This is a genomic window from Kitasatospora sp. NPDC048545 (assembly GCF_040651155.1).
Taxonomy (GTDB): domain Bacteria; phylum Actinomycetota; class Actinomycetes; order Streptomycetales; family Streptomycetaceae; genus Kitasatospora.
In genome coordinates, this window is sequence record NZ_JBEZIQ010000109.1 from 1 (window position 1) to 12,578 (window position 12,578).

Annotated in this window: 16 protein-coding genes; 9 read left to right on the forward strand and 7 right to left on the reverse strand. The window is 71.6% G+C overall.

Annotated features, from left to right (window positions below; genetic code table 11):
• On the forward strand, nucleotides 1–371 hold a 371-nt coding region (locus AB0D10_RS45005), incomplete at its 5' end, for an integrase core domain-containing protein (protein ID WP_360268532.1).
• Between the two features lie 587 nt (nucleotides 372–958).
• Here the strand turns inward: AB0D10_RS45005 and AB0D10_RS45010 are convergent.
• A complete protein-coding gene (locus AB0D10_RS45010) occupies nucleotides 959–1,393 on the reverse strand; it encodes an HSP20 family small heat-shock protein (protein ID WP_360268535.1) in 435 nt (144 codons plus the stop codon).
• 332 nt (nucleotides 1,394–1,725) lie between these two features.
• The gene (locus tag AB0D10_RS45015; protein WP_360268538.1) at nucleotides 1,726–2,160 is read right to left on the reverse strand and encodes an Hsp20/alpha crystallin family protein; all 435 of its coding nucleotides are present in this window, start codon (nucleotides 2,158–2,160) and stop codon (nucleotides 1,726–1,728) included.
• Between the two features lie 120 nt (nucleotides 2,161–2,280).
• Here AB0D10_RS45015 and AB0D10_RS45020 point away from each other — a divergent pair, with 120 nt between their 5' ends.
• The 4 genes from AB0D10_RS45020 to AB0D10_RS45035 all read left to right on the forward strand — a co-directional run bounded on the left by AB0D10_RS45020 (nucleotide 2,281) and on the right by AB0D10_RS45035 (nucleotide 6,435).
• Nucleotides 2,281–2,967: a type III effector protein gene (locus tag AB0D10_RS45020; protein ID WP_360268541.1), complete on the forward strand. Its 687-nt coding sequence runs from the start codon at nucleotides 2,281–2,283 to the stop codon at nucleotides 2,965–2,967.
• A gap of 517 nt (nucleotides 2,968–3,484) precedes the next feature.
• Nucleotides 3,485–3,649 carry a hypothetical protein gene (locus AB0D10_RS45025; protein WP_360268543.1) on the forward strand — a complete coding sequence of 55 codons (165 nt, stop codon included), beginning with the start codon at nucleotides 3,485–3,487 and terminating at the stop codon, nucleotides 3,647–3,649.
• Between the two features lie 92 nt (nucleotides 3,650–3,741).
• Nucleotides 3,742–5,706, forward strand: a complete 1,965-nt coding sequence (htpG, locus tag AB0D10_RS45030) for a molecular chaperone HtpG (protein ID WP_360268546.1) — start codon at nucleotides 3,742–3,744, stop codon at nucleotides 5,704–5,706.
• A gap of 279 nt (nucleotides 5,707–5,985) precedes the next feature.
• Nucleotides 5,986–6,435, forward strand: coding sequence for a hypothetical protein (locus tag AB0D10_RS45035; protein WP_360268549.1), 450 nt, complete (start codon nucleotides 5,986–5,988; stop codon nucleotides 6,433–6,435).
• Between the two features lie 111 nt (nucleotides 6,436–6,546).
• Here the strand turns inward: AB0D10_RS45035 and AB0D10_RS45040 are convergent, their stop codons facing one another.
• Nucleotides 6,547–6,711 carry a hypothetical protein gene (locus tag AB0D10_RS45040; protein WP_280682209.1) on the reverse strand — a complete coding sequence of 55 codons (165 nt, stop codon included), beginning with the start codon at nucleotides 6,709–6,711 and terminating at the stop codon, nucleotides 6,547–6,549.
• Between the two features lie 17 nt (nucleotides 6,712–6,728).
• A complete protein-coding gene (locus AB0D10_RS45045; RefSeq protein ID WP_360268552.1) occupies nucleotides 6,729–7,949 on the reverse strand; it encodes a CsbD family protein in 1,221 nt (406 codons plus the stop codon).
• Nucleotides 7,950–8,059: 110 nt separating this feature from the next.
• On the opposite strand from AB0D10_RS45045, the gene AB0D10_RS45050 reads away from it, so the two are divergent.
• The 3 genes from AB0D10_RS45050 (at nucleotide 8,060) to AB0D10_RS45060 (ending at nucleotide 9,359) form a co-directional block, all read left to right on the forward strand.
• Nucleotides 8,060–8,494 carry an Hsp20/alpha crystallin family protein gene (locus tag AB0D10_RS45050; protein ID WP_360268554.1) on the forward strand — a complete coding sequence of 145 codons (435 nt, stop codon included), beginning with the start codon at nucleotides 8,060–8,062 and terminating at the stop codon, nucleotides 8,492–8,494.
• 120 nt (nucleotides 8,495–8,614) lie between these two features.
• Nucleotides 8,615–8,908, forward strand: a complete 294-nt coding sequence (locus AB0D10_RS45055) for an STAS domain-containing protein (RefSeq protein ID WP_360268557.1) — start codon at nucleotides 8,615–8,617, stop codon at nucleotides 8,906–8,908.
• Nucleotides 8,909–8,954: 46 nt separating this feature from the next.
• Nucleotides 8,955–9,359, forward strand: coding sequence for a DUF2267 domain-containing protein (locus tag AB0D10_RS45060; protein ID WP_360268560.1), 405 nt, complete (start codon nucleotides 8,955–8,957; stop codon nucleotides 9,357–9,359).
• Nucleotides 9,360–9,829: 470 nt separating this feature from the next.
• Here AB0D10_RS45060 and AB0D10_RS45065 read toward each other — a convergent pair whose 3' ends face one another.
• Nucleotides 9,830–10,024 (reverse strand): hypothetical protein, encoded by a 195-nt coding sequence (locus AB0D10_RS45065; protein WP_360268563.1) that lies wholly within the window; start codon nucleotides 10,022–10,024, stop codon nucleotides 9,830–9,832.
• Between the two features lie 730 nt (nucleotides 10,025–10,754).
• On the opposite strand from AB0D10_RS45065, the gene AB0D10_RS45070 reads away from it, so the two are divergent.
• Nucleotides 10,755–11,036, forward strand: coding sequence for a MerR family transcriptional regulator (locus AB0D10_RS45070; protein ID WP_360268571.1), 282 nt, complete (start codon nucleotides 10,755–10,757; stop codon nucleotides 11,034–11,036).
• A 388-nt stretch (nucleotides 11,037–11,424) separates the two neighbouring features.
• Here AB0D10_RS45070 and AB0D10_RS45075 read toward each other — a convergent pair whose 3' ends face one another.
• A complete protein-coding gene (locus AB0D10_RS45075; protein WP_360268566.1) occupies nucleotides 11,425–11,787 on the reverse strand; it encodes a hypothetical protein in 363 nt (120 codons plus the stop codon).
• Nucleotides 11,788–11,882: 95 nt separating this feature from the next.
• Nucleotides 11,883–12,287, reverse strand: a complete 405-nt coding sequence (locus AB0D10_RS45080; protein ID WP_360268569.1) for a hypothetical protein — start codon at nucleotides 12,285–12,287, stop codon at nucleotides 11,883–11,885.
• Nucleotides 12,288–12,578 lie beyond the last annotated feature (291 nt).

A 12,578-nucleotide genomic window follows, 5' to 3' on the forward strand; every position in this document is an offset into this window, starting at 1 on the left:
TGGCCGCGGCCACCCGCGGTGGCCAGGTGGACGGCGTGATCTTCCACTCGGACCGTGGCAGCGAATACAGCGGTGCGGCTTACAACGAGCTGTGCGATCGACTCGGCGTCGTCCAGTCCATGGGGCGGGTCGGGTCAGCGCTGGACAACGCTGCAGCCGAGAGCTTCCACTCCACGATCAAGGTCGAGTACCTCCACCGGCGCCGCTTCGCGACCCGGGCCGAGGCCCGAATCAAGATCGCGACCTGGATCACCGGCTTCTACAACACCCGACGCCGGCACAGCGCGGCCGGCGCCCTACCGCCCGTGGAGTTCGAACGGATCATCAGCAAGGCACGAGCCAAGGCCCATCAGGAGGCCAAGGCCGCATAGCGGAAGACTCCACGATTACAGGGGATGGACAGTTCCAGCCGCTACCGTGTCACCGCGGATCGGTCGGACGTGCTGCGCTGAGCAGGGGACGAGCCTCCGCCCGGCCCGTGGGCGGCGGTGCTGCCAGGCGGCTGCCTTGGTGGGGTCTGCGCGGCCGGGCAGCATTGCAGGCGGGCGCGGTCAAGGGATACGAGCGGGGCCCAGGTGTCCGCCGCCCGAGGCTGGGCCGGTAGTTGGCTTCGTCCGGCCTGTCGGTGGGCGGCCGGTCGGCCCGGCCAGCGGGGCGGCGAGTAAGTGGAAGGCGGGGCCCGGGAGAACTCTCTGTCCGCGGCTCGGACGGTCTGCGCGGCCATGGCGTACAGCTCACGGCCGACCGGGGTGCCGCGCGGCGGCATCGGGGGGGAAGCCCGTTGTTCCGCGCGGCACCCGCCCCTTTCCTCGGGTTCCAGGCCCGAGGGCCAAGGTCGGGCCTGGAGTTCGGGGCCTGCGCAGCTGGCGCAGGTTCTCGGTCGGGTACCACGCGGGCGGCCGGGGACTGTTCCGCCCGTGCGGCACCGTTTCCTCTGGGGCACCGGGCCCGGAGGGGGTTAGGCCCGGAGTTCCGTGCGGTCGTTGCCGCCGCTGATCTGGATCTTGCGGGGCTTGGCAGTCTCGGCGACCGGGATGGTGAGGGTGAGCACGCCGGCCTCGTAGGCGGCGGTGATGCGGTCGGTGTCGAGGGCATCGCCGAGGAACAGCTGCCGGGAGAAGACCCCGAGCGGGCGTTCGGAGAGCTGGATCTCGGCGTTGTCGCCGCGTTCCGTGGGTCGGCGCTCGGCCTTGACGGTCAGCACGTTCTGCTCGACGTCCAGGTCGATCGCGTCCGGGCTGATGCCCGGCAGGTCGAACTGGACGTAGAACGTGTCGCCGTCGCGCCAGGCGTCCATCGGCATCGCGGACGGGCGCGACCACGTGCCGGTTGTTCCGAACACCTGCTGGGTGATCCGGTCCAGCTCGCGGATGGGGTCGGTGCGCATCAACATCGTCGAGCATCTCCTCGTCGAATCAACGGGCAACTTCGAGACACATCCGTCTGGGCATGTCACCTTCTCAGGGAGTGCTGGCGCATGTCGCTGAACGGCTGAGAGGACGGATGATCAGGCGTACTGGTGAACAGGTGACCTTCAGAGGTCGGGCCATCGGCACCAGGTGCCCCGCGCGAACGGGCGGTGGGCCCAGCGGCGCGGTTGCGGGTGGCGGTCGGTGCGCCGATCGCCCGGCAGTCCGTGGGTTGGCGGCCGGATCGGGTCCTGCCGACGCCATGGCCTGCGGCCGGTGCGGAACCCTTGGTGGTGGGGTGCCGGCCTCGCCGGGCTCACCCCGCCGCGGGAACGGCCTGGCCGATCGTGTCGGGCGACTGGTCGGCCGCGCCGGTCTGGACGGTGATCTTGCGGCGCCGGGAGGCCGAGGCGATGGGGACGGTGATGGTCAGGACGCCGTCCTGCAGGTGGGCCGCGATGCGGCCCGGGTCGAGGCTGTCGGCCAGCCGGATGCGGCGCTCGAAGACCCCGTGGGCCCGTTCGGCGTGCTGGGTGCGCACGCCCTCGCCGCGCGGGGTGGACCGGCGTTCGGCCTTCACGGTGACCATCCGGCCCAGTGCTTGGACCTCGATCCCCTCCAGCGGGATGCCGGGCAGGTCGAGCGCGATCACGAAGCGGTCGTCCTCGCGCCAGGCGTCCATCGGGATCGGGGCCGGCTGGGCCCAGGGCCTGGGGGGCGCCTGGTGGGTCACCGCAGTGCGCACGGACATCGTCGGACACCTCCGGTCCAGAAGGGCTTCGGGTGGTTCGCACCGGTGCGGCGCGACACGACCCGTTGTAGCATGTCATCCAGACGATGACAAACACCCAGTCAGCGAAAGAGTGACGACATGGAGACGCAGGACACCGGCGCACCCGGGGTGGGGCCGGCCTCGTTCCTGGCCGCCGCCGCCGCGCTGGGCATGATGGACGCCGTCGCCCGCACCGCCCGCCACGCACCCCAGGACGACGCAGGCCAGGCCGATCCGCAACAGGCCCTTTCCGCACTCCTGCTGCTGCGCCACCTGCGCGAGGAACTCGCCGGCTGGGAGACCGGCCTGATCGAGACCGCACGCGATGCCGGCGCCACCTGGGCCGACCTCGCAGAACCGCTGGGAGTCCAGAGCCGCCAGGCCGCCGAGCGCCGCTATCTGCGTCTGCGTCCCAACGCGGACGCAGGCACCGGGGCGGGCAGCACCGGCGAGCAACGCGTCCAGGCCACGCGCGACCAGCGCGCCGCCGACCGCGCGGTGACCACCTGGGCCCGCGACAACGCCGCCGACCTGCGCCGCCTCGCCGGCCAGATCGGCGCCCTGGACGGCCTCAGCACGCAAGCGGCCCCCGCCATAGAACGCCTCCTGGACGCGCTCGGCAACAACGACCCCGCCCGTCTACTCGCCCCGCTCGCCGAGACCCGGCCCCTCCTGGAGTCGGACCACCCGAAGATCGCAGACCGCCTCGATCAGCTCACCGCCCGGGCCGACCAACTGCGCGCCGACAGCGACCGGCAGCGCCGCACACCCCCAGCCGGCCCGTGACCAACCCGAGTCACGCCCCTGCCGGTCCGCGACCCGCACGCTGTGGACCGGTTTACCGCCGTAAGCCTGCACGAGGCGCCTGCCCCGGCACGCGGGGCGCGAGTTGACGCCTGACGGTTCTCGGCGTGCAGACCGCCCGTATCTTCCGGACCGTGACGGCCGCGCCGTCCCCGACCCCAGCCGACTCCCATGACTCCAGCCGACCTGCAGCAGCTGCTCATCGAGCGTGCCCTGGACATACCGGGCATTGCCGGTGCCGGCAAGCATGACGACGACAGCCCCTACGGACTGACCGTGGCCCTGGAGGGCGGCGGACAGGTGTGGTGGACCATCACCGGCACCAGCAGTCCCGCCCCCACCATCACCACCGGCGACGGTGACGGCGCCGAGAGTGTGGAGGCGCCGGACCTGACGGGCTCGTCGGTTCCGGTGGCCCTCGTCGAGCAGGCCCTGGTCGCCGCCGCCATCGCGGCCGACGCCCCGGCCGGCGGGATCGTGCGCGTCGACCGGCGGGATCGTGCCCGTCGACCGGTACAGCACGCTCCCGGACCCGCCCGCCGTCCGGTACGGCGCGACGCTGGAGTGCCGCGACGGCTGGAAGCTCTTCCTGTCCTGCTACGGCACCACCCGCCCCGGCCGCACCCGCCCCGAGCAGCCCTACCAGCCCCTCAGCCACATCTGAACACCCCCGGGGCCGGCCACGCAGCACACCGGCCGGCCCCGGCAGCTCGACCCCATCCGAACCCTTTCCACCACTCGAAGGAGACGCCTCCCGTGGCCAGTCCGACCCAGACGCTGGAGTTCCAGGCGGAGACCCGCCAGCTGCTGCAGCTGGTGATCCACTCGATCTACTCGAACAAGGACATCTTCCTGCGCGAGCTGATCTCCAACGCCTCCGACGCCCTCGACAAGCTCCGCCTGGAATCCCTCACCGACACCGACCTCGCGGCCGACACCTCCGACCTGCACATCACCCTGGAAGTCGACCGGCAGGCCCGCACCCTGACGGTGCGGGACAACGGCATCGGCATGACCCGCGAGGACGTCGTCGACCTGATCGGCACCATCGCCAAGTCCGGCACCGCCGGCCTGCTGGCCAAGATCAAGGAGGCCAAGGACGCGGACGCGGCGCAGAGCCTGATCGGTCAGTTCGGGGTCGGCTTCTACTCGGCGTTCATGGTCGCCGACAAGGTCACCCTGCGCACCCGCCGCGCCGGCACCGAGCAGGGCACCGTGTGGGAGTCCGACGGTGAGGGCACCTACACCATCGCGCAGGCCGACGACCTGCCGATGGGCACCTCGGTCACGCTGCACCTCAAGCCGGCGGACGGCGAGGACGGGCTCGGCGACTACCTCGCCGGGTGGAAGATCCGCCAGATCGTCAAGCAGTACTCGGACTTCATCCGCTGGCCCATCCGCATGGCCGCCGAACCCGTCAGCGCGGACGCCGAATCCGGTGCCGCGGACGAGGCCGCGGACGAGGCCGTGGACGGGGCCGCAGGCGCTCCGGAGACGCTGAACTCGATGAAGGCGCTGTGGGCCCGCCCGCGCAGTGAGGTGACCGAGGCCGAGTACAACGAGTTCTACCGGCAGATCAGCCACGACTGGCAGGACCCGGCCGAGACGATCCACATGCGCGCCGAGGGCACCTTCGAGTACGAGGCGCTGCTGTTCATCCCCGCCCAGGCCCCGTTCGACCTGTTCTCCCGCGACACCAAGCGGGGTGTGCAGCTGTACGTCAAGCGTGTGTTCATCATGGACGACTGCGACGCGCTGATGCCGAACTACCTGCGGTTCGTCAAGGGTGTCGTGGACGCCCACGACCTGTCGTTGAACGTCTCCCGCGAGATCCTGCAGCACGACCGCCAGATCACCGCGGTACGCCGGCGCCTCGTCAAGAAGGTCCTCGCCGCCCTCAAGAGCACGCAGGCCACCAACACCGAGACCTACCTCAAGCTGTGGGAGCAGTTCGGCCGGGTCCTCAAGGAGGGCCTGATCGAGGACCGCGACAACACCGAGGCGCTGTTGGAACTGGTCAGCGCCGCCTCGACCAACGATGCGGAGAAGCCGACCACGCTGCGCGAGTACGTCGCGCGGATGAAGGACGGCCAGGACACCATCTACTACCTGACTGGCGAGAACCGCCAGATGGTGGAGAACTCCCCGCACATGGAGGCCTTCACCGCCAAGGGCTACGAGGTCCTGATCCTCACCGACCCCGTCGACGAGGTCTGGACCGACCAGATCCCCACCTTCGACGGCCACCGCTTCCAGTCCATCGCCAAGGGCCAGGTCGACCTCGACCTCGACCACGACGCCGACGTCAGCGACGAGGCGAAGGCGGAGAAGGCCCGGCGCGAACAGGACTTCGCCGCCCTCCTCGCCTGGCTTGAGACCACCCTGGCCGAGCACGTCAAGCAGGTCCGCCTCTCCACCCGCCTGACCACCTCCGCGGCGTGCCTGGTCGGCGACGCCCACGACCTGACCCCCACCCTGGAGAAGATGTACCGGGCCATGGGCCAGGACCTCCCCCCGGTCAAGCGCATCCTCGAACTCAACCCCACCCACCCGCTCATCAGCGCCCTCCACCAGGCCCACCAGACAAAGCCCGACGACCCGGCCCTCACCGACATCGCCGAACTCGTCCACGGCAGCGCCCTGCTCGCCGAAGGCGGCGACCTGCCCGACCCGGCCCGCTTCACCCGCCTCCTGACCGACCACCTCACCCACACCCTGTAACCCCCGCCGGGGTGCGGCCCGCCGGACGCCCGACGAGCCGGCCGGCCGCACCCCGCATCGTGTTCGGCCGTCCCTGCCCGGCGCACGCCGCAGGGAAGGGTCTGAGGCGCTGCACACGAGTCGCATCGAACCGGGCGTCCCGCCGGAGCCGAGCCCGGCCCCGGCGGGACGCGCGCAGAGCCCGCCTCGGCATCCACGCCCCTGTTGCACCGCCGCCATCACCCGCTTCGGCTGCCAGACACGGAAGCCGGCCACCCGACCGACCAAGGAGACAGAAGCGTGTACCAGTACACCGACCGTAAGAACCGCACCCTGGCCGACCGCGTCAATGCCGTCGCCGAGCGCCGCCTCGACGAGGGCACCGAGCAGGACCGCGCCGCCGCGACCACCCTGCTGGCCGACATGCTCCACGCCGCCGCCCAGCACGGCATCACCCTCGATGTCTTCGACTGGGTCACCGACTTGCCCAGCACGTGCTACCGCGCCATGGCCAGGCGCCGTGACCTGGCCGACCGCGTCAACGCCGTCGCCGAGCGCCGCCCGGACGAGGGCACCGAGCAGGACCGCGCTGCCGCGACCGCGCTGCTCGCCGACATCCTCCATGCCGCGGCGAAGCACGGCATCACCCTCGACACCTTCGACTGGGTCACCGACCTGCCCAGAAACTGCTACGCCTCCGTCGTCTCCCCTCTGCACGCGCGAACCACCCACTGGGCCACGGCCAGCTGAACCCGACGAGCCGGGCTACGCCTCACCGTCCCCTTTCACCGACGCTTCGGGCGCGATCCTTACTCGGTGCGGACGGTGCGGACGGTGCGGACGGTGCGCCCCGGGGCCCGCCTATCTGCGTGCGCCTCGCCCGCGGCCCAGGCGCACGCCGCCGAGCACCAGGGCTGCGACGAACAGCACGGCACCGATGACGAGCAGCCACAGCAGGCCCTTCACGAGGGCGCCGAGGAAGCCGAACACCACGGCGATGAGCAGGATGAACAGGAACAGGGCCATGCCGCTGCCTCCCTTGGTCAGTCGTTGCGCTTCAGGGCGCCTTTCACCCGGTCCGCGGCGCCTTGTGCGGCGTCCCTGACGTCGTCCGCGGTCTGCCTGAGCTTCGACTCGACCTGGTCGGCCTGGCCCTCGCCCTTGAGTTCCTCGTCACCGGTCAGGTCACCGGACTTCTCCTCCGCCTTGCCGGCCACTTCCTGCGCCGTGTCCGGCAGATCGCTCATCGGTTCCTCCAGTCGTCCCCCAGGCGGCGCAGCCCCTTCGCCACCCGTTTTACCGATATTCGCCCTTTCATGCGCGCGGAACGGGATCAGTGGCCGTCCTGGCCGTTGCGGGCAGGCTCTCAGGCGGGCTCGCGCCGGTTGCGGCGGGATGGCCGGAGGGCCTGCGGGCGCGGGGAAGGCCTGCGGGGGCCAGGTCGTGGCGGAGGGCGTCGACTCTGGCCACAGGCAGGTGTCGATGGTGGCGATGGCGTCGCTGCTGTGCTCGCGGATGCGGCATTCGATGGCGGCGAGCCGGTCTTCGATGTGCTGCCGGCGCTCCTCGGCGGTGGCGTCAGGTGTGTCGTTGGTCGCTGTCATGGCGGATGCGGTCGGTGTGGTGGGTGAGGTCGTCGAGGCGGGCGGCGAGGTCGGGGTGGGCGGCGCCGGGGTGGGGGTCGCATCGCCGCCAGGGGCGCTATCAGATCGGCCGGGTCGGGGGCGCCGAGGGCGGTGGTGAGCGCGGTCAGCGCGGGACGGGCCCGGGGTGAGGCCGGGCGCGGCGGTGACCTGGGAGGCCAGCACGCGCAGGTCGGCCGCGTGGTCAGGGGCCCAGGCGGTGACGGCGCGCTCGGCGGCCCGCCGGTCGCGCACCGCTTTGACCCGCTCGGCTCCGGTCTCCGCCTCGGTGCTGTCGGTGGGGCGCAGGCGCAGGTAGCGGTTCTCGGCGGCCTGGCGGCTGGCGACGCCCATGGGCTGGGCGAGTTCGGCCCAGGTGGCGCCGCCGGCGCGGGCGGCATCGACCAGGCCCGCTTCCCAGCCGGCGAGCGCGGTGCGCAGCTCGCGCAGCAGCACCGGCGCGGCCAGCGCGGGCTCCGCTCCCTCGTCCGGTGTACCGGCACCGGGCCGGGCGGCCGGGCTGGTGTTCTGGGCGGTGCGGACGGCGTCGTCGATGGCGGCGAGCGCGGCGGCGGCGAGGAAGGACGCCGGTCCTGTGGGCGGGCTGCCTCCGGTGGCCGGCGGGTCGGGCCGTCTGCCCATTGATGTCACTTCTTTGATGACTCATGGGTTTGTCATCGGATAGATGACATGCTAGAACGGTTTTAGGTGAAGCGCACTGGCTCCCCATCGATCAGTGGAGGTGTTTCGCGATGCTGATGCGCACTGACCCGTTCCGCGAGCTGGACCGGTTGACCCAGCAGTTCCTGGGCACGAACGGCACCTGGTCCCGGCCGGCCCCGATGCCGCTGGACGCCTGCCGTGTCGGCGACGAGTACGTGATCTGCTTCGACCTGCCCGGGGTGGACCCGCAGGCGATCGACATCGACGTCGAACGGAACATGCTGACCGTCAAGGCCGAACGCCGCCCCCGCCACGAGGGCGACAATGTGAAGTGGGAGCTGTCCGAGCGCCCGCTCGGCGTGTTCTCGCGCCAGGTCATGCTCTCCGACACCCTCGACCCCGCCGGGATCACCGCCGACTACGACGCCGGCGTGCTGACCCTGAAGATCCCGGTCGCCGAAAGGGCCAAGCCCCGCAAGATCGCCATCAGCCACAGCGGCGACCGCAAGCAGATCCAGGCCTGACCCGCCCCCCGGACCGCCGTCCCGCACCGCCAACCCCCGGGCCCTACGGGACGGCCACCCCCGGCCGGACCCACCCGGCCCCGCGGTTCGTACACCACGGGCCGACAGCGAGAGACCATCATGCGCAATCAGGTCCAGGTGCCCTTCGTGGTGAGGGCCGGCGGCGAGATCGACCTCGACACCGCCCCCTACCTGCGCCGTGCTCTGGCCGCCGCGCTCGAGTCGCACCGCGAGGTCGTGCTCGACCTGTCGGAGGTGACGTTCATGGACTGCGCGGGCCTGAGCGCCCTCGTCCGGGCCCGCAACCAGGCCGACCGGTGCGGTGGACGCCTCATCCTGCGAGGGGCCGGCCGCTCCGTGGTCCGGCTGCTCAAACTCACCGGCCTGTACCGGCGCCTGGCCGTCGAACTCTGACCGGGCACCGTTCGCACCGGCTCCTCGGGATGGAGGGAGAACCGCGGTGACTCTTCGATGGGAGGCGTTCCTGGAGGAGGTCCGGGAGCGCGGCGAATACGACACGCCCCAGGAGGCCGAGCGGGTGGCGCGTGTCGTCCTGGCCCTGCTCGGCGCCCACCTGGTCGGCCATGTGCGGGCCGAACTGGCGGCCCACCTGCCCGAGACCCTCGCCCTGATCCTGCTCAACCCGCAGCAGGCTGCCGAGCCACTCAGCCCCGAGCGGTTCGCGCGCGCGACCGCGGCCTGGATCGAGGGCGCCACCGAGACCACCGCCCTGTGGGACATCGGTGCCGTCCTGTCCACCGTGGCCGACGCCGCCGGAGACGACCTCACCGAGCGCGTCCTGCTCCAGCTGCCGCCCGGCCACGACCTCCTGTTCGGTCGGCCCGAGCCCGGCCACCGCCCCTGAACCCGTCCGCGCCGCCGCCCCCGCCTGGCCGGCCCCGCCCCGGAAGGCCACCGCCATGACCCGGTACCGGCTCACCGACCGAATCCTCGCCCACCTGCCCCGCGGCTACGCGCTCCTGTTCGGCCGCGCCGACCTCACCGCCGCGGCTTGACCAGGGCGGCACCACCGTCGTCGGCCTCTGCGCGCAGGCCGACGACGCAGGACCGCTACCGCCCCGCCGAGTACCCGGTTCAAGTCCGGCGCCACAGTGGTGCGCCGCGACATCAGCCTCGGAAGGTGCGCTCCGTCCAGCCGTACGGGGCACTGGCGGGCACCGGCACGGTGCTGGAGCTCGCCTACTGGACGGGCATCGGCTCCCCTGGCCCCGACCACTCAGGGCGAGTGCGCTGCGCACCACGACGCCAGGCGCAAGATCGATCTGAACGCCCTGGTCGGGCAGGTCCGCTGGTGCGTTCCGGCAGGAGTCACCGCTACCCGTGGGCACCAGATGGGCGGGCGGTGTCGAGGGCGTCGCGCAAGGCGTACAGGTCGGTGATGGTGGCCAGTTCGGCGAAGCGGGCCAGCAGCCGGCGGACGGTTCGGTTGTCGCCGTCGCGCACGGCCTCGGTGATCGCTTCGATCAGGTCCGCCTGTCCGTTGCGGGCTGTCTCTGGTGCTGTGGGCACCAGGTGTTCCACTGCCGCCTCCATGCGGGGTGTCACTCGTTTCTTCGGGCGCGCGGCGGCGGCTCGGGGGTTGCCGCCGCCGCGCAGCGGAAGGCTACCTCACTCGCGGGCGCCGCAAAATCTGTGAGCGCCAGAGTAGACATTGCCCGTGGGTGGGTCTAACGTTTCTCTCGTAGGCAGCAGTCGGCGATACCGGCCAGACACTGACCGGCCGGGGTTGTTGGACAGAAGTTCGCGGTTCGGTCCGGCAGTGGAGTTCCGAAGCCAGGCAGGTGCAGGACGGCGACGGGGCTGGCTGTCGGACCGGGCGGCCCGCAGGTATCAGGGGCCGCCACCAGCGGTATCCAGCAGTACGCAGTTCAGTGAGTGCGGTACCAGCAGTACGAAAGTGACAGTTCAGTACAGAGGATGAACGGAGGGCGCAAGCGCCATCAGGATCGCCCGGCCCGTGAACACTCGCCCGGGCGGACACCGCAGACCCCAACGCAAGGACGGTGGTTTCCGGTCACGCATACGCGATCCCCGCACACCCCTCTCCCGGGGCAGTGCGGAACGAGAAGGACCGGCCCAGGCCGGTAGATGGTGTTGTTCCCCTTCGGGGCCCCGGAGCCGACACGGCCCCGGGGCCCCTCGACGCGTTCTCCTCGAGAACCAGAGAGGTGCAGTGACTACAACGGCCAGCCCCGACACACCCGACAAGCTCGACGACGACGACTACCCCGCCTACACCATGGGCCGCGCCGCCGAGATGACCGGCACCACCCCCGGCTTCCTCCGGGCCCTCGGCGAACACCGCCTCATCACCCCCCTACGCTCCGAAGGCGGCCACCGCCGCTACTCCCGCTACCAACTGCGCATCGCCATGCGCGCCCGCGACCTCGTCGACCAGGGCACCCCCATCGAAGCCGCCTGCCGCATCGTCATCCTCGAAGACCAACTCGAAGAAGCCCTGCGCATCAACGAACAACTCCGCCGCACCCAACACCGCCAGGAGCCCACCACGGACACCTGACCGGACCGGCAACCTGGCCCACAGCTCCTTCCAGCCGCACGGCTGCGCCGCAGGGGCCGGACCGGGGGACGGCCTCGCGCCGCACGCTCCGGCCGTCGCCCCGTACGGCAGCACCGCGGCGCGGCACAAGACGTGGCGGCCGGAGGGCGCGGCCGGGCTGGACGCCGCCGGCCGGGTGCTCGGGATGGTCCGCTCGGAGATGGGCGGCACCGCCCGGGACGCCGGTGCCTTCCGCCCGCTGTGCCCTTCGCCTCTGCGGCCAGCGCCGTCAGCGGTCCACCCCGACACCCGGACCAGCCGTCACGACACCCCACTCAAGGCTCGGCGACTCCTTGTTGCGGGGACGTGGGGCGCCAAGCCAGGCGGCCACTTGGGCCTGCGGTGGTTCTCAGGAATCGGAGTAGCTGAGGTCCCCGACCGTCCAGCTGCTGACGTCCTCGATGGCGATGCGGTACATGCCGCCGGTGTGGGGGAGCCCGAAGTCGCCCTGCAGGATCTTCGCCCGGTGGAGATGCAGGTGGGTGGGCTGTGCGGGCGGGCCGTCGGCGGGCGGGGCGAAGAGAGCGGCGAAGGGCTTCAGGTGCTCCGAGGCCTGGAGGACCTCCGCCACCCGATCCAACCACAGGGTCACCGGCGCGAGCCTGCCGGTGATCACGGCGCCGGGGACCACCACGGTCAGGGACATTTGATTGCTGTGCTCGGACTCGACCATCGCGGCGATGTCGACGAGCAGCCCGTCAGGGTTCGACATGCCCACCAGAATAGGACACGGTCTCCGCGGCGCCCACGGGCCCGGGGCAGCGGCCATGGCGGCCACGAGCCTTGCGCCTGCTGCACGGCCGGGCGCTACGCGACGGCGACCTGACACGCCGATCGGCTGCGCCGCGGTGCAGGGCAGGTGGCGGCGGCCGTGAGGGCCGGGGCATCGCCAGGATCATGCGGGCCGGCGGTGACGAGCAGGTCGGCTCCGAGGGCGGTGACGGTGAAGCCCGCGGAGCCGAGGACCTCCGCCAGGGCCAGCATCAGCGCACCGCGGATGCCGCGGAACTCGGTGCGCCCGGCGGCGTCGGCGGGATGCGGGCAGGCGTGGAGGGTCGGTCCGATCAAGTCCTGGCCCGGGCGCCACCCCAGCACCAGGCCGCCCCCCGGACGCAGCCGGGCGAAGAGCCCGGCCGCCTGCGACGGTGCCGGCTCGAACCCCCGGTGGGAGAGCACCGCACAGACGGACTCAAACAGATGTTTGTCATCCACGCGCAGAGTCTATCGCCTGCCCACCCCGCACCCGCCCATCAGTGACGACTCGTCACATGCCCTTCCGGCCATTGCCGGTGAGGCTACAGGGCCGGAGTGTCGGGTTCCCGTCCGCCCCCGGTCGGGGTGGTGCGTACTCTCAGGACGGCGCGCCGACGCCACGGGCCACGGGCGTACCGCAGGGCTCGCACCATGTGCGGCGCACGCGGCGGAGAACCGCGTGCGTCCTGGGTCAGAGTTTGAACATCGCGGTGTAGGGCTGGGTGATGCGTTCCCGCCGCGATCCGAAGT